The organism is Alteromonas sp. W364, assembly GCF_031846205.1.
Classification (GTDB): domain Bacteria; phylum Pseudomonadota; class Gammaproteobacteria; order Enterobacterales; family Alteromonadaceae; genus Glaciecola; species Glaciecola blandensis.
The window spans coordinates 306,165-322,457 of sequence record NZ_JAVRID010000004.1 but is presented as its reverse complement, the minus strand read 5'-3'; the positions used below and the strand labels follow the sequence as shown (position 1 = coordinate 322,457).

17 protein-coding genes are annotated in these 16,293 nt (G+C 43.7%); 5 read left to right on the top strand and 12 right to left on the bottom strand.

The window, feature by feature from the left end; all coding sequences use genetic code 11:
* Positions 1–94 precede the first annotated feature (94 nt).
* From RM556_RS08715 to fabB, 3 genes are all read right to left on the bottom strand, one after another.
* Positions 95–1,111 carry an aspartate-semialdehyde dehydrogenase gene (locus RM556_RS08715; RefSeq protein ID WP_311360667.1) on the bottom strand — a complete coding sequence of 339 codons (1,017 nt, stop codon included), beginning with the start codon at positions 1,109–1,111 and terminating at the stop codon, positions 95–97.
* A gap of 49 nt (positions 1,112–1,160) precedes the next feature.
* Complete coding sequence (locus RM556_RS08710) at positions 1,161–2,300, bottom strand: 4-phosphoerythronate dehydrogenase (protein WP_311374419.1); 1,140 nt, start codon at positions 2,298–2,300, stop codon at positions 1,161–1,163.
* A gap of 118 nt (positions 2,301–2,418) precedes the next feature.
* Positions 2,419–3,633, bottom strand: a complete 1,215-nt coding sequence (gene fabB, locus RM556_RS08705) for a beta-ketoacyl-ACP synthase I (protein ID WP_311360668.1) — start codon at positions 3,631–3,633, stop codon at positions 2,419–2,421.
* A gap of 255 nt (positions 3,634–3,888) precedes the next feature.
* Here fabB and mnmC point away from each other — a divergent pair, with 255 nt between their 5' ends.
* Positions 3,889–5,913, top strand: a complete 2,025-nt coding sequence (mnmC, locus tag RM556_RS08700) for a bifunctional tRNA (5-methylaminomethyl-2-thiouridine)(34)-methyltransferase MnmD/FAD-dependent 5-carboxymethylaminomethyl-2-thiouridine(34) oxidoreductase MnmC (RefSeq protein ID WP_311360669.1) — start codon at positions 3,889–3,891, stop codon at positions 5,911–5,913.
* Between the two features lie 7 nt (positions 5,914–5,920).
* Here mnmC and RM556_RS08695 read toward each other — a convergent pair whose 3' ends face one another.
* From RM556_RS08695 to RM556_RS08670, 6 genes are all read right to left on the bottom strand, one after another.
* Positions 5,921–6,682 (bottom strand): FlgO family outer membrane protein, encoded by a 762-nt coding sequence (locus RM556_RS08695; RefSeq protein ID WP_311360670.1) that lies wholly within the window; start codon positions 6,680–6,682, stop codon positions 5,921–5,923.
* A gap of 1 nt (position 6,683) precedes the next feature.
* The gene (locus RM556_RS08690) at positions 6,684–7,439 is read right to left on the bottom strand and encodes a FlgO family outer membrane protein (protein WP_311360671.1); all 756 of its coding nucleotides are present in this window, start codon (positions 7,437–7,439) and stop codon (positions 6,684–6,686) included.
* Positions 7,436–8,077 (bottom strand): FlgO family outer membrane protein, encoded by a 642-nt coding sequence (locus RM556_RS08685; protein ID WP_311360672.1) that lies wholly within the window; start codon positions 8,075–8,077, stop codon positions 7,436–7,438. The genes RM556_RS08690 and RM556_RS08685 overlap by 4 nt, the downstream gene beginning before the upstream one ends.
* Before the next feature lie 121 nt (positions 8,078–8,198).
* On the bottom strand, positions 8,199–8,495 hold the full coding sequence (locus tag RM556_RS08680; protein ID WP_311360673.1) for a YfcL family protein: 297 nt from the start codon (positions 8,493–8,495) through the stop codon (positions 8,199–8,201).
* A 12-nt stretch (positions 8,496–8,507) separates the two neighbouring features.
* Entirely contained in the window at positions 8,508–9,638 is a 1,131-nt protein-coding gene (locus RM556_RS08675; RefSeq protein WP_311360674.1) for an ATP-NAD kinase family protein, read from the bottom strand.
* The gene (locus tag RM556_RS08670) at positions 9,625–10,158 is read right to left on the bottom strand and encodes an elongation factor P hydroxylase (protein WP_311360675.1); all 534 of its coding nucleotides are present in this window, start codon (positions 10,156–10,158) and stop codon (positions 9,625–9,627) included. Before RM556_RS08670 ends, RM556_RS08675 begins: the two co-directional genes overlap by 14 nt.
* A gap of 123 nt (positions 10,159–10,281) precedes the next feature.
* On the opposite strand from RM556_RS08670, the gene RM556_RS08665 reads away from it, so the two are divergent.
* Positions 10,282–10,848: an acyl-CoA thioesterase gene (locus RM556_RS08665; protein WP_311360676.1), complete on the top strand. Its 567-nt coding sequence runs from the start codon at positions 10,282–10,284 to the stop codon at positions 10,846–10,848.
* Positions 10,845–12,005, top strand: a complete 1,161-nt coding sequence (locus RM556_RS08660; protein ID WP_311360677.1) for a retropepsin-like aspartic protease — start codon at positions 10,845–10,847, stop codon at positions 12,003–12,005. Before RM556_RS08665 ends, RM556_RS08660 begins: the two co-directional genes overlap by 4 nt.
* Positions 12,006–12,035: 30 nt before the next feature.
* Here RM556_RS08660 and RM556_RS08655 read toward each other — a convergent pair whose 3' ends face one another.
* Together RM556_RS08655 and fadR are read right to left on the bottom strand one after the other, a co-directional pair.
* A complete protein-coding gene (locus tag RM556_RS08655; protein WP_311360678.1) occupies positions 12,036–14,069 on the bottom strand; it encodes an NADPH-dependent 2,4-dienoyl-CoA reductase in 2,034 nt (677 codons plus the stop codon).
* Between the two features lie 58 nt (positions 14,070–14,127).
* The gene (gene fadR / locus RM556_RS08650) at positions 14,128–14,838 is read right to left on the bottom strand and encodes a fatty acid metabolism transcriptional regulator FadR (RefSeq protein WP_311360679.1); all 711 of its coding nucleotides are present in this window, start codon (positions 14,836–14,838) and stop codon (positions 14,128–14,130) included.
* A gap of 124 nt (positions 14,839–14,962) precedes the next feature.
* Between fadR and RM556_RS08645 the strand changes: the two genes are divergently transcribed.
* A complete protein-coding gene (locus RM556_RS08645; RefSeq protein ID WP_311360680.1) occupies positions 14,963–15,118 on the top strand; it encodes a hypothetical protein in 156 nt (51 codons plus the stop codon).
* A 44-nt stretch (positions 15,119–15,162) separates the two neighbouring features.
* Complete coding sequence (gene dsbB / locus RM556_RS08640) at positions 15,163–15,678, top strand: disulfide bond formation protein DsbB (protein ID WP_311360681.1); 516 nt, start codon at positions 15,163–15,165, stop codon at positions 15,676–15,678.
* Between the two features lie 53 nt (positions 15,679–15,731).
* Here the strand turns inward: dsbB and RM556_RS08635 are convergent, their stop codons facing one another.
* On the bottom strand, positions 15,732–16,271 hold the full coding sequence (locus RM556_RS08635; RefSeq protein WP_311360682.1) for a YcgN family cysteine cluster protein: 540 nt from the start codon (positions 16,269–16,271) through the stop codon (positions 15,732–15,734).
* Positions 16,272–16,293: the final 22 nt, after the last annotated feature.

The following is a 16,293-nucleotide window of genomic DNA, read 5'->3' as shown; positions in this document are numbered from 1 at the left end:
CTCACCTATGCGAGTTACACTTTCATCACTTTATCGGCAGTTTTGGCTCAATGTTTACTAGCATTATCTATTGCTAGATGAACATTCACTCTACTTACAAATAATCTTTAATAAGTGTTTCGGCAATTTGCACGCTGTTAGTGGCAGCGCCTTTACGGATATTGTCCGACACAACCCACATATTAATACCATGGCTATGAGAAATATCATTCCTCACTCGTCCAACATGAACCGAGTCATTGCCACTAGCTGATGACACTTGTGTTGGGAAGTCTTCTGGCTGACTGTAAAATGTAATGCCTGGCGCGTTGCTGAGTAACTGCTTCACATCTTCCGCATCAATTTGCTGACGTGTTTCAATATGAATAGCTTCACCATGACCGTAAAAAACAGGCACTCTCACTGCAGTTGCATTCACTAAGATACTATCATCGCCCATTATTTTTTGCGTTTCCCACACCATTTTCATTTCTTCTTTGGTGTAATCATTGTCTAGGAAGACGTCGATTTGTGGAATCACATTAAACGCCATTTGGCGAGAGAACTCATCACCAGTCACTGCTTTTGCATTCAATAGCTCAGCCGTTTGTCTTGCCAAGGCTTCCATTGAAGATTTACCAGCGCCTGATACCGACTGATATGTACATACATTAATTCGCTCAATACCGACAGCATCATGAATCGGTTTCAAGGCCACCATCATCTGGATAGTAGAACAATTCGGGTTAGCGATAATATTTCGATTTCTAAAATCAGCAAGTGCGTGCGCATTCACCTCTGGCACAACTAAAGGAATATCTGGGTCGTAACGGTAATGTGAGGTGTTATCAATAACAACGCACCCTGCTTCTGCAGCCATTGGTGCGAATTTCTCTGAAACACTACCACCGGCAGAGAAGAATCCGAATTGCACTAAGGACCAATCAAATTCATCGGCATTTAATACCGTCACTTTTTCACCCTTGAACTTAATTTTCCCGCCAGCTGAACGCTCACTAGCAAGAGGGTAAATCTTATTGATAGGGAAGTTTCTTTCTTCAAGTAACTCTATCATTGTCTGGCCAACTAAGCCTGTGGCGCCTAAAACGGCAACGTCGAACAATTGCGACATGAATCTGTATCTCCAAAATAATTAATTAACTAGGGCTGAACTACTGTCGTTAGTTGGCGATTAAAAACCCTAAAGCCGCTGCGGTAGAAACCATTGTTTTGTTATTGTTGGTTTCAGATTGGGCACCATTAAAATGCACCTTAGCAGCGCTACATTCTCTCCGCTGAGGATAGTTTTGCCTTATCTCTGCGAAGGCCTCTGATTTTGCCATGCGCGAGCGAAAATTACCATCATCCTTTTCAATGTCGTACATATGTTTAAGCATATGAAATACCTGATGAAAACTATCTTCTTTTGAATCAAGCGCAATTACTCTATCGTCGATTGGCAGATAATCTGATAGTTGCTTAGTAATCGGCGTTCCTGAAAACGCACAAAAGGCATCATAAACCATTGATGTGCCCCGCGCTTTCCCTTCAATTGAGTGCCCTGCAATATGCGCTGTAGCTAGACGCAAATAGGGAATCAAGCGTTTTTCAATCAACGGTTCATGCTCCCAAACATCTAGCACAATATTGAGTGCTCGCCCCTGTTCAAACAAGCTAAGTAAGTCTTGATTGTTGACCACTTCTCCACGGCATGCATTAATTAAATACTGGCTTTTTCTTAGTTGACTTAAACGACTGAGCTCAAACATATCGCGCGTTGGAAACTCTCCTTCATCAACCAAAGGAGTGTGTAAACAAATCACGTCAGCTTGCATAACAGAATCAAAACTGACGAACGCCCGCGGATCGCCTGACTTTTCTAAAGGTGGGTCATACAGAGCACAAGAAATTCCTAAAATACGAAGACGCTCAGCCACTGCGCTACCCACATTACCAGCACCGACAATCGCGACTGTTTTATCCTGTGGTATAAACCCATCTTGCTTCGCTAGATGGTAGATCGCATTAAGGACATACTCTGCTACCGCAACAGCGTTGCAGCCACCTGCAGCGTACCACTTGATCCCACGTTCTTTGAGCAAACTAGTATCAAGATGATTGAAGCCCGCCGTCGCAGTCGCAACAAAACGGAGTCTTGTGGCTTCACTTAGGAGTTGTCCATCCACTTTCGTTGTTGAACGCACGAACAGTGCATCCACGTCACGCAGTTGGTCTGTCCTTAACTCTCCGGCCGTAAAACTCTCAGCAACACCAAGGTCAGAGAAAAATTCATCAGCGTAGGGCATTGCATTATCGTAAATTATCTTCAGACCCTTCTCCTTTTAGTCTTTGTTGTGCTACTAAGGTTTTTATCGTTGTAGGAATGTAAAAAAGCCATTCGTATAGAATGGCTTTATCTCACAATTCAGCAGTAGAAACTTAATCTGTATACTTCTTAAATGCCAAACTCGCATTCGTGCCACCGAAGCCAAAACTGTTAGACATAATAAGATCTAACTTTGCATCTCTGGTGGTGGTCACAATATCTAAACCTTTAGCCGCTTCATCCAGCTCTTCAACGTTAATAGATGGTGCAATAAAATCATTTTCCATCATTAACAAACTGTAGATTGCTTCATTCACACCAGCAGCCCCTAAGGCGTGACCCGTTAGTGATTTAGTCGCACTCATTGGTGGGCTATCCTCACCAAACAGCGCTTGGATTGCTTCTAACTCTTTCACGTCGCCAACAGGTGTCGAGGTACCGTGAGTATTCAAATAATCGACTTTTTGATCAATGCCTTGCAAGGCTTGCTTCATGCATCTTACCGCACCTTCACCAGAAGGAGCGACCATGTCATAACCATCAGACGTTGCACCATAGCCAACTATTTCAGCATAAATTTTCGCGCCTCGTGCTAGCGCATGCTCTAGTTCCTCAACAACGACCATACCACCGCCACCAGAGCTCACAAAACCATCTCTTGCTGCATCATAGGTACGCGACGCTTTTGTTGGATCATCGTTGTATTTGGTCGACAAAGCACCCATCGCATCAAACTGGCTAGACAGTGCCCAATGCAATTCCTCGCCACCACCGGCAAACACCATATCTTGTTTACCCAACTGAATCATCTCAAGTGCATTCCCTATACAGTGCGCACTCGTGGCACATGCCGAAGAAATACTATAATTCACACCCTTTATCTTAAACGGTGTTGCCAAACATGCAGATACCGTTGAGCCCATGCAGCGTGTGACCATATATGGACCGATACGTTTTACACTTTTCTCACGTAAAACGTCTGCTGATATCACTTGGTTTTCTGAAGACGCTCCACCAGAGCCCGCAATGATACCAACGCGCTCGTTCGAGTATTGCTCTTCACTCAAGCCAGCATCTTCAATTGCTTGTTGCATTGCAATATATGCGTAACTTGCCGCATCACCCATAAAGCGCAGGGCTTTACGGTCAATGTGTTCTGATAATTCTAGCTTTAAGTCACCCCAAACTTGGCTACGCAGGCCCATATCAGCAAATTGCTGAGAAAAAGTAATACCCGAGCGCCCTTGTTTTAGAGAATCCGTCACTTCTTGTTTGTTGTTACCTATGCTCGATACAATGCCGAGACCAGTAATTACTGCTCTTCTCATTTTTCACCCAATTTGTTGTTGCTTAATTATTATTGTTTTGACGAGAAAATCACGCCGTTATTCAGCGCGCCATATTAACTTGTTTTGTCTTGCAAGTGGTCTGATATTTAGCATCATCATTTCAAAAGCCATGATATACTTTTTCAGTATAATTTTAATAGTTAATTATCTGTTAAGAAAAATTGAGACCCAAAAGTCGCGGTCTTTGCTATGAGTTTCCGTGTTTTCAGCTAAATTTATTTGAGTGTTATCGCTTTGACCATCCAAACTGCATCTATCAAATTCAATGAACAAGGCACCCCTATCGCAACTGAGTTCGACGATGTGTATTTTTCGAACGACAATGGTTTAGCTGAAACTCAATATGTGTTTATTGATGGTAACCAACTCGCAAGTCAATGGCAAAATACGAATGCCACTTATTTTTGTATCGGTGAGACAGGATTTGGTACGGGACTTAACTTTCTTCTAAGCGCGAAGCGTTTTCTTGAATTTCAGGCACAGAATCCATCTTCAACACTTGAACGTCTTTTCTTTCTCAGTACAGAGAAATACCCGCTTAACCCGGATGATTTGGAACTTGCTTTGCGACTGTGGCCCGAGTTAAATACCGAAGCCACGGAATTGCTGAATGCCTATCCATCCCTACTTCCTGGTTTTCATCGTTTGAGCTTATTCAATGGCAGTGTGATCCTCGACCTATTTCTGGGCGACGCCACCGAAGGTTTTTCAGCAGCGCATTCATATGAGCAAGGAAGAGTCGACGCTTGGTTCTTAGATGGATTTGCCCCCAGTAAAAACAATTCTATGTGGCAACCCGCTCTGTTTAATGCCATTGCTAGATTAAGTAGGCCAAATGCCAGTTTCGCCACATTCACAGCAGCTGGTGCAGTCAAACGTGGACTACAGGAATATGGCTTTGATGTAAGGAAGCAAAAAGGATTTGGCAGAAAACGTGAAATGTTAGTAGGACACTTTATTGCCAATAGCACTGACACAAAGCAAGCCCCCATCTTCTACCGACATACTTTGCTTGATACAAATAAGGCCGGGCAACACATTGGCGTCGTTGGTGCAGGTATTGCTGGTGCAATCACCGCATTAAAACTGATTCAACGCGGACACAAAGTTACCCTTTATTGTGCAGACGATGCTATTGCCAAAGGGGCTTCAGGCAATGACCAAGGCGGTTTTTATCCTCAGCTAAATGCTGAAGCTGGCAACGCAAGTCTAGTCCACGCCCATAGCTTTTTGTATGCACGTCGCTTTTATGACGACTTGTTAAACTCGGGTCACCATTTCGCTCACCAGTGGTGTGGCGTTCTGCAATTAGCGTTTAATGACAATGTGACAAGCCGCTATCAGAATATGATCCGCAACAATACTTGGCCTACAAGCCTAGTGCACAAACTAAACGCCAAAGAAGCAAGTGAAGTCGCAGGGGTAGAAATACCCTATCAGAGTTTATTCCTACCATTAGGGGGATGGATATCTCCTCCCGAGTTAGTACACAGCTGTGTTAACGCGTGCATTACTGCAGCAGCAAAAGATACTTTTTCAGTTAAAACAGACTTTCGTTTAGATTCTTATGACACAGATCCACAAACTCTGCAGTTACACTTTTCAAATGGACGCAGCGAGTGTGTCGATGCCCTTGTTCTGGCTTGCGGCGCTCAGTCTCCACAGTTCGAACATTTGTCACTTCCCTTTCGTCTAACACGAGGGCAAGTAGAAAGTATTCCAAGTAAAAATGAATTTTCGAATTTAGCAACCGTATTGTGTCACAAGGGATATATGACACCCGCCATGAAAGGTTTTCATGCAATGGGGTCAACTTACGTCAAAAACGAATTAAATACACAATATCGAGTTAGCGAAGCCGAGATTAATTTGGCCATGCATCAAAAAGCAATGCATGCAGCCAAGTGGTCTGATGCACTGACATTAAATCAACAAACATCACCTGGCAGAGCAGCGCTGAGGTGCTCTTTACCCGATCATCTTCCTGCGGTAGGTGCACTGCCGAATTTTGATCTTCAGCAAGATGAGTTGAATGAACTGTATAAAGCGAAACCAGACAGTTATTACCCCATACCGTCAGTAAAGAAAAATGTCTTTATGCTAACAGCCTTAGGTTCTCGGGGATTAACAACAGCGCCCTTAGCAGCCGAGGTTTTAGTTAATCAAATGATGGGCGAACCACTGCCGATGGACAATACCTTGCTAAATGTTCTCAATCCCAACCGCTTCCTTATTCGAGATTTGATCAGGCGACGATAGCTTGACGTTAATTTGTACTGTGCTCAACTCGACTAACAAACTCAGGGCGAAGACTATCAGCAATAAAGTGTGGAATTAAGACTGATGCACTGGCAACCACACGTTTACTATCGATAGAAATAATACGGGCATTGATTTGCACCCCTTTGGCTTTATCGATAAGAGTCCCAGACAACATATGGTCCATTTGCAGATCTTTCGCTAGTTCAAAGGAGTTTCTTGAAAAAACAAAGTCGCCTCTTTCAGTCACACTGATTGCGTCCATTGTTTTGAAGTCAACGACGGCCAAACCAAATTGCTGAATTTCTGAAATAAAGTATTCCGACAACTGATTACCCAACACATTAGTCTGTTGCAAGCTACGATCTAACCTAACAAACGAGGCGACACCGATTAAGTCATCTTGTTTCATCCCTGAGCTGTTTTTCAGTAGCTCCATGGATAATTGTGCAGCGTAATCTGCCAATGACTTATGCACAAAACTAGGACGGAACAGGCTAGATGGCGTATGCCAAGGCTGAACACTATGAGCTGCCGCATTTGGCAATAATGGAGCCGGCGCTTCTCCTTTATAATTATCCAAGGAAATACCGTTACGCACATTAACACCTGGCTTAGGCTGTTCTAATTCTTCCGAATAATCTGACGGTGACAACCCTTCAACCAATGGTGGTGGTGTGTAGCCCGCTGTCAGCATTCTGCCAACAGCACAAGCATTGAGCACCAACACGGCTGAAGTCAAGGCCACTAATTTGACGAAGCGACTCATATTACTCTCCTCTGATTAAGCGGACGCCATCAACGATTTCAGCCGTTTTACTCGACTCGCTAGGGATCAGCGCATCTACCACGTAAAAAGGAATAAACATTTGTGAGCTAGCAACAATCACATTTGACTCCATACCTAACATACGCGCATTAACGATATACCCACCTTGATGTTTGGTCATCGTGCCGGTGAGCACATACTGAATAGGTGTGGTACTGGTTAAATCAAGAAAATCTCTCGATAAGACGAAATCACCAGTGTCTGTCACTCGAATAAATTGGGTTGCTTTAAATTCAACAACCGGCATTCTGAATTTGTGGAATTCGTGAGTAAAAGACTCCGCAATTTGGTAACCCAAGAGGTTAGTTTCTTTCAAGTCGCTATCTATCAACGAAAAATGTGTCACTGCAACCGGTGTTCTCTCAGTGACATATTCCATATTTGAAACTAAATCTTGAGCCATGTTTCTTACATAATCACCGATGTGCTTAGCCAAAGGACGACTCTTATATGCACCATTTACGCTTGAATAAACTGCCGGACGAACAATAGCGCCAAACTCATCAATCGCATCCTGCTGCTGTTCTGTCTCTTGCATAGCAGTTTGCGTATCCAGAGCATCAACGTTTACAATTTCGTCGCTTTCAGATACAACAACTTCCTCATCAGCCGAATACAAACTGAATTGATTCATATCAGGGAGCATTGTGCAGCCCTGTATAAGCATTAAAAGTGCAATGGTAGTGAGTAGCTTCATAATGTTGCTCCGTCAGATGGATTTTCAATTCGATACAATTTGCCGCCACGCGTCGTGACTTGTTCTGTTTGCCAAAAAATATCACCAGGGAAGAACTTCGTTGCAGCAGCAACCACGTCTTTGGTTCTTGCATTGATGACGCGGGCATTGACAACTGCGCCCTGTTGTTGATGTGTAATTGTGCCAGTAATAAAAAAGTCGACACGTTGAACTGGATTCAACTGAGCAATGTCTCGAGTCAATATGCGGTCAGAATTTTCCGTAATGGTGATACTATTTGCCGCTTTATAGTCAGTGGCGATAAATCCCCTTTTTACAGCTTCAGTAATGAGACCTTGCTCTAACTGTTGGCCCAACAACATCAGTGGACCTTGGTGCTCGGCGTTCGGTTTGAAGGTATCTACTGGGACAAAGCCTGCAACAGCAAATCGATAGTTCCGATCTGGTCGCATCGCCGCAAACAGTTCATTGGCGAGTTCGTGCGTGTGCAGCTCCGCATTGCCAAGGGCAACTTTAGGTTTTATAGATTGCGCGTTTGCCGAGGGAGTGATCACTGAACACCCCGACAATGCAAACAGCAATATCAGGCTGGCAACACTCAAAACAAACAGGGCAAAGCTATTAAATGTATTTTTCACAATAGATGCTCACATAGTGGACATTGGTTTTCATGCTCATGAACTGCAAGAAAAGTTCCAATATGCAAAAACGCATCTTTTTAATTTAAATCGAGTGCTAAGCAGCCACTGAAGGGAAGAGTTAAAACAGATTATTTAGAAGTTCGCGCACTTGAACAGCATCTTTATCACTTAGCTCTTGATTTGCGAATGCATTGTCTAAAGCTAAATGAAGGATATCATGAAGACTCTGCAACGCAGCATCTGGAACGAGTTCTTGAGATTCTAGTTTCTTTTCTGTCTCGGCTACCGCAACATCGAAATGGCCGTGAAGATAACTCGCTATGAATAGTTCTTGGTCTGAGCCATCAACGATAAACGAATCTAGGTGGCTTTGCATCTTATCTACATTTTCAAAAAAGCGTGTGTCGCTAGTCATTCACTTCACCTTCTAAACATCAATTACAGGATATAGCACCATGTCATGGAACCCAGTAATGACAGGGATGGGGCCAGCCATCATTTTATCAACCTCCGGACTACCGCTATCAGAAATTAAAGGTCGTCCGTCGAGCCTTTCAAGCTTTCCTTTGCTCGCTACAACCAACACATTGCTCTTACCCACTTGAGCGATGAGTTCCGGCGATAACTGTTGGTTTCCTCTGCCAAGAATATGACCTTGGCCACCAATTAAGGTGATCAGAATTTTGACGCTCTTACCCGCACAAGCAGAAAGAATTTGAGTTGCTGTTAAGTCATTGGCAAGTAGCGCTTGGTCTTTCACTAAATCAACGCCCAACAAAGTATTTGGTAGTCCCAGCTCCCCCATAATTGCATCAACAGTAGAACCTGAGCCCATAACAAATAGCGTCTCGGGTTCATCGTCCATCAACTCAATCACATGGGCAGCAATATCGCTAAGCACCAGTTCATCGGATTCTTTACCCCCCATTTTAACGGCTTGGATATATTTCAGTTCTTCTGGTACCCGCATTTCACCATAGTGTTTTGCAATGACTTTACCTGTCCTGAACGCGGCTTCATCAATGTCTTTCACTTCGGCTTGCATCAATGTGACCAATTCGCCTTTCACTACTTGAGACAATACTTTTCCTGCAGCTCTTGGTGTAATCGCATAGACACCGCTATGGATTTTGCAGCCTGCAGGCACACCAATGACAGGGACCGTAGTGCCAACAATTTCGCAAACGTTACGTGCAGTCCCATCGCCACCGGCAAAAATAATCAGATCAACATCGGCTTCAAGTATCTTTTCTAGCGCTAAACACGTATCTACTGCTTCTGTTTGTTCGTGCTGTTGGCGATAAACGCATTCATGCTGCAATCCCAAGGTTTTCACTAGATTGCCACCGAGTTCTCCCTCTGCAGTGTACACAAAGATATCTGGAAACAAGTCTCGACATTCTTCCAGTGCCATTTGCATTTTCATCGGAGCTAGCTTTTCCGCTCCCGCATTCAGCGCTTCTTCTCGGATTTTAGCACCATCGCTCCCCTTTAAGGCCAAAGCACCGCCAATACCTGCGTAGGGGTTGACGATAAGACCTAATTTACATTGTCGCATCTATGCTTAACTCCGGCGTTTGATAAAATGCGTGAAGTGCATTCAAAAAAACGCTTGTTCGTTGGTTAAATCCATTCATGATGTAGCTTTTTAGTTGCTCGCTCACCGCATTTTCAAATGGACGACTGCAACTTGTCTCTCCACTTAAATTATCTATGCTTACCCGAAACGGAACATTACATGCTAGTGAGAATGCGTACTCCAATGCTTGAGGCTTCACTTCTACTGACTCAAATTTCGCTTGTTGCTGAGCATTGCGACCGTCTGGTAGATACCAATAGCCATAATCCACTTTCTGACGTCGGCTCTCGCCGGCTACGCACCAATGGGCCACTTCGTGCAATGCACTTGAGAAGTAATCTTGAGTAAAAATAATACGGTGATGGGCGTTTTCAGCATCTGCTGGCAAGTAAATTGGCTCTTTTCCATTTCCTATTAGTATCGTATTTAATGAGGTTTCGAAGCAGGCATTAAACAGTCGAATAAGGTCTTGTGCATCAGGTTCGCAATGTTGAGTCATACTTAGCGTCATAAGCTGCGTTTACATTTTTTATAGATAAATTGAATATTTCTGGTGCCATTGTATCTCATTTCAGGCTAACCTGAGTATTCAATTGCGGCAAAACACGAGTTTATCAAAGGAATGTCTACTAAGCACTCTGTCAACAAAGAACTACACTCTCAGGCAATCGCTCACGAACTGAAACAAGACAGCGCATACTATGCCTCTCTAGCATGGGAACGTCCTGGTGCATTTGTATCTTTGTGGACCATTAGTGAACAACACATCGACCATTATGAACACGTCAACAATGTGGCTTATGTCAGCCAACTTGAAGCCTTGGCATGGCAACATTCCAAGCATCTTGGTTTGAGCATGCAAGACTACAGACGGCTAGATCGCGGCATGGTTATTCAGCAACATGTATTGAATTATCACGTTGCAGCTCATTTGGGTGATGAGCTTGCTTGTGCAACGTGGATTACCGATTGTGATAGCAAGTTTAGATTAAGTCGCGCTTTTCAGTTTATTTCACTCAAGCATCAAAAAACGGTTTTTACCGCACAAACACATTTTGTGTGTGTCTCTTTATCCAGAGGCACACCCAAAAAGATGCCTTCGGAATTCACTGATATTTATGGCACGGCTTCTGAAGGTAGTCATGCATTCGTTTTTAATGAAAATAAAAACGAGGCAGAAGCACAATGACGAAGTTTTTGTCACTTTTACTGGTCCTATCCTTAGCACTCAATGCATACTTGATCGTCAATTTAGACAGAAAACAAACAGGCCAACTGAATATAAGTGATACTGACACTGAGCGAGATAAAGCCCCCCAGGAAGTGATTGCTGCTAAAGAGCTCCCCTCCCTGTCGAATGATGTTCAGGAAGAAAATATACGTCTATCCCAAGAAGCAGAAGTTGCTTATCAATCACCTCAAACACTGAGCGCAGACGAACTCTTTAACTTATTGACTCGCCTGCAAAAAAACAGTCAATTTGTAGAGCTGATCCTTCCTTTACGTGAATACCTAAAACGCTATCCCGATGATTATCGTGCATGGCTAATCGAAGCCGACATGATTTTACATACAGAAAGTTTGAATGTCGCTATTGCCAATTATTACAATCTGTTAGATAAACCACTGCCTGCACAAGAAATAGAAAACATTCAAAAAATTATTACTGTTAATACAACAAGTGTTATTCGTCAATTGACGGGAGATGGAGCATGGGAGTTACTCGCAACTTTTCTCGAGCCTCTCATTCAAATAGATCCACTGAATAAACGCTATATACTCGCTCTAGCTCGCGCCTATGGCCAATTAGAACAATTTGTACTCATGGAAAACGCGCTGGCAGCATTGCCATCCAATGATGCAAGAGCGCAAGGTCTGCGAACTCAAATGTACCAGCGTAACGAAACGCCCGAGCTCGACGAAATAGCCCCGAATGAGCTAGAAGAAACCGTGTCCTTAAGTAAGCGTAGCGTGCCTGTTGCTGGCAATGGAGAGCAGTTCTTTGTGCCTGCGAAAATTGGTCCGCGACGATACACATTGCTTTTAGATACCGGGGCCTCAACAACTGCAATTAATCAAAGCAGTTTCGAAAGGATTGCTTCCGCTGAAAAGGAGTTTATTGGCTATTTCAATGTACAAACAGCTGGCGGTGGTATTCAGGCTCCATTGTATCGCTTAGATAAGCTAGTATTGGGCGAGATTGAAGTGAACCAAGTGAGTGTGATAATTTTACCCGACGAAAATTTAAAAGGTCGCTTCGCCGGATTGCTGGGTATGAACGTGCTGCGTGCTTTTGAAATGCGGTTTGACCCAGAGAAACAAACAATGACGCTCTTTGAACGATAGCTCGATCAAAGAGCGACAACTTTCTTTCGCTTAAAGACTCGCCGCTAAGCGCGTACCTTGGTCGATTGCTCGTTTCGCATCCAATTCAGCAGCAACATCCGCACCACCGATTAAATGGCAAGGCGCATTGAGGCCTTCGGACAACTCACGACGCGGCAACTGACCAGCACAAATGACCACATTATCTACCGGCAATACTTGCTCATCATCATTGATCCGTATGTGCAGACCTGCGTCATCAATCTTTACATATTCGACACCAGCGAGCATGTTAACGCCTTTCATCATTAAACCTGCTCTATGTGCCCAACCTGTCGTCTTACCTAAACCCGCACCAACTTTGGACGATTTACGCTGAAGTAAAAAGATCTCTCGCGGCGAAGGCTCAGGCAAGGCTTTCACTCCTTCAACACCGCCTCGCGATGAGAACGTCATGTCAATACCCCACTCTTTCATAAAGGCTGGGATATTTGTACTGGTCGATTGTTTGCCATGAGATAAGAATTCTGATGTATCAAAACCGATACCGCCTGCACCCATGACAGCCACACTTTTACCCACCGGCTTTTTATGTTTCAGCACGTCAATATAAGACAACACTTTTGGATGGTTGATGCCTTCAATTTCTGGTGTTCTAGGCACTATACCCGTGGCTAGTATCACCTCATCAAAATTGGCATTGTTGAGATCCTCTACTGACACTTTAGTGTTCAATTGCACATCAACCCCATACAGATTTAGCATCACACCGAAATAGCGGATTGTTTCGTAAAACTCTTCTTTCCCCGGTACTTGCTTGGCAATGTTAAATTGCCCTCCAATCTCACTGTCGGCATCAAACAGAGTCACTTTATGACCTCGCTGTGCCGCTGTTGTTGCAGCCGCTAAACCCGCTGGACCCGCGCCAACTACTGCGATTTTTTTCACTGCAGTGCATGGTTCAATGCTGAACTCAGTCTCGTGGCAGGCTCTTGGGTTAACCAAACAACTGGTCATCTTGCCTTCAAATGCGTGATCTAGGCAGGCCTGATTACAGCCAATACAAGTATTGATTTGACTGGCTTTATTGGCTTTTGCTTTGTTTACAAACTCGGCGTCTGCTAAGAACGGTCGCGCCATAGAGACCATATCAGCATCGCCACGTGCTAGTACTTCTTCAGCCACTTCGGGCGTATTAATACGATTCGAAGTAATGACTGGGATATTTAAAGCCTCTCGGAACTTAGCGGTTACCCAAGTAAAAGCAGCGCGAGGAACTTTTGTTGCGATAGTTGGGATCCGAGCTTCGTGCCAACCAATACCGGTATTGATAATCGTCGCTCCGGCTTGCTCTATGGCTAAACCAAGTTCAACCACTTCTTCATAGGTAGAGCCACCCTCAACTAAATCCAACATGGACAATCGATAAATGATAATAAACTTTTCACCGACTGCCTCACGCACTCTGCGTACCACTTCTGTGGGCAGTTTTATTCTGTTTTTATACTCACCGCCCCATTGGTCAGAACGAAAGTTGGTTCGAGCGGCAATAAACTGGTTTAAGAAGTACCCTTCCGAACCCATAATTTCAACGCCGTCGTAACCCGCCCGTTTGGCCTGTTCAGCGGTAAACACGAAATCATCAATTTGCTTTTGAATGCCTTCTTCATCCAGTTCTTTTGGCGTAAAAGGGTTGATAGGTGCTTGTACTGCTGAAGGAGCAACTAGGTCTTTGTTATAAGCGTAGCGGCCGGTGTGCAAAATTTGCATACAAATCTTACCACCCTCTGCATGCACTGCTGCGGTGACTTCTTTGTGGTGCTCTACCGCTTCGTCCGAATCCAAACGCTTAGTAATGGCATGAGTAGCCCCTTCATCATTCGGTCCGATACCACCTGTCACAATCAAGCCCACACCGCCTTTCGCACGTTCTGCAAAAAACGCCGCCATACGTTTATGGCCGTTTGGCGCCTCTTCAAGGCCGGTGTGCATTGACCCCATCAATACTCGATTCTTAAGAGTAGTGAAGCCTAAATCAAGTGGACGAAATAAATGTGGGTATGGTGTGTCAACAGAATGTGTCATGCTGAGCCCTCAGAAAGTCTATGGAATTATTACAGTGTCACGATACGATGAGTCGCGGCTAGTCTACGATATTATTAGGCAAATCTTTACGAACTTGTTGCCAAATTTTACCACTCTCAATACCATACTTCCGCACAACAGCGATAACACGGTCTGCATCATCAGTGCTTAGCACTTCAAGTAAGTGTTGGTAGTATTCGGTAGCTACGTCACGAGCTGCTTGGTGAGAGAAAAAGTAACCACCAATACGCGCATAAATACTTCTAAAACCATTCATCATAAGCACGTATACAGGGTTATTTGATGCAAACGCTAAATCGTGATGCATTTGGTAGTCGAAGTGTGCAAATGCTTTACCATCTTGGCTCACATCTGAATATCTGGCGATAATCTCTTTACACTTTTCAGCATTCTGCTTAAAAGCAGCGCGCATAAATACGGCACTTAAATTTGTTCTCGCAGAAAGTAAATTATCAACGAGTTGGGGACGGCCATCTTGGTCAAGGCGCGCAAGCGTTTCGAGAATATTCAAACCGCATGTTTCCCAAAAATTGTTTACTTTCGTCGGTTTGCCATGTTGAATAGTCAACCAGCCATCTCTAGCAAGACGTTGTAAAACCTCACGTAATGTAGTTCTCGTTACACCAATAAGTTCAGACAATTCACGTTCTGCAGGCAAAATAGTTCCCGGTGGGAAACGGCCGCTCCAAATAGACTCGACAATATATTCTTCTGCGAATCCTGCAGGGCTTTGTGACTTATATATCATTCTTCTCTCAGACAACATGTAACGAAAAAGTTAACTGATTGTACCAGATGGTTTTGACAAAGAAAGTAATAATCCTTTAGTTATTCACAAAACAAGCGAAAACCTAGACAAGCAAACGATTTGTATGGCATTGCCATATAAGATAATGTTAGCCATCGCGGGGCAACTTGCGGTATATTTCGATTTATTCGAGGGCACGGAACAGCTATATGACCAGCATCTGATCGAACACTATAGTGCGAGTGAGATGCTTGATAGTGGCACAAACAAACGCCATTAGGGACGCTAGCGTATATTTAACTATCTGAAAATAAGTAGGTTTTGATGTTATACAAGATTCAACTTTGGTCACACACTCGTTCAGCTTGGCAACTGTTATTTTTATCTGGCGCTATCTTATTAGCTGCTGCTTTATATTTTCAACACGTTGTTGGTCTTGAACCATGCGTAATGTGCATCTATCAACGAACTGCGGTCGTCGGTATTATGCTTGCCGGTTTATTGCCAGTAATTAGTAATATCTTCTTAGTGCGCATGATGGCCTATGCGATATGGGGAACGTCAGCTGTTAAAGGTTATGTCTTAGCCTCTGAACACAAAGAAATTTTGTTCAGCGAAAATGCCTTTTTCGTACCCTGTCCTGTTGAACCTCAATTCCCTTCGTTCATGCCATTGCATGAGTGGATACCCGATGTCTTTGCCGCTCCAGGTAGCTGTTTAGAAAATACTTGGCAGTTCTTCTCGATGGGCATGGCTGAGTGGATGCAAATCATCTTCGTTATGTATATTGCAGTGTTTGGCCTAATGTTTATGTCTCAATTTGTGAGCAAAAAGGTCTAAGAAGGCGATAGCTAAAAAGGCGCTATATAGCGCCAATCCAGGATATAGGCATGCTACTCTACATCGTTCAAAGGCCAAGTGACGATGTAGTCTTCAAACTTTTGCATGTCTACATCATTTTCACTCACTGTCTGTCCTCTCACCGAAATGCCATTTTCATGCATTTTGCTTTTTTTACCCTTATTCAATAAAGGGTGCCACGACGCCAACCCTCGCCCTTCATGCATTCTGCGATAGCTACATGACTTCGGCATATAGAAAATGTCTTTTAAGTTTTCTTTCGTTAACGTAACGCAATGCGGGACCAACTCACTGCGCTTATCATATTGGGTACATTCACAATGTTTGGTATGCAAAAGCTCGCAAACGATATTCGTAAAAAATACTTCTTCACCATCCACGCCTTGACTGGTTGGCATGGGCTCATGTTCGGCAACATCGCCAGCGTCATCATCGTCCATGAACTTGTGAAGACAGCATTTAGCACAGCCATCGCAAATAGCTTCCCACTGCGATCTGTTCATATCCTCTAATGCTGTATCCAGCCAAAATTCTGACTCGATTAACGATTTTGTATAAGGTGTTTTTCTCATTTCATGAACCTTTGAAGGAATT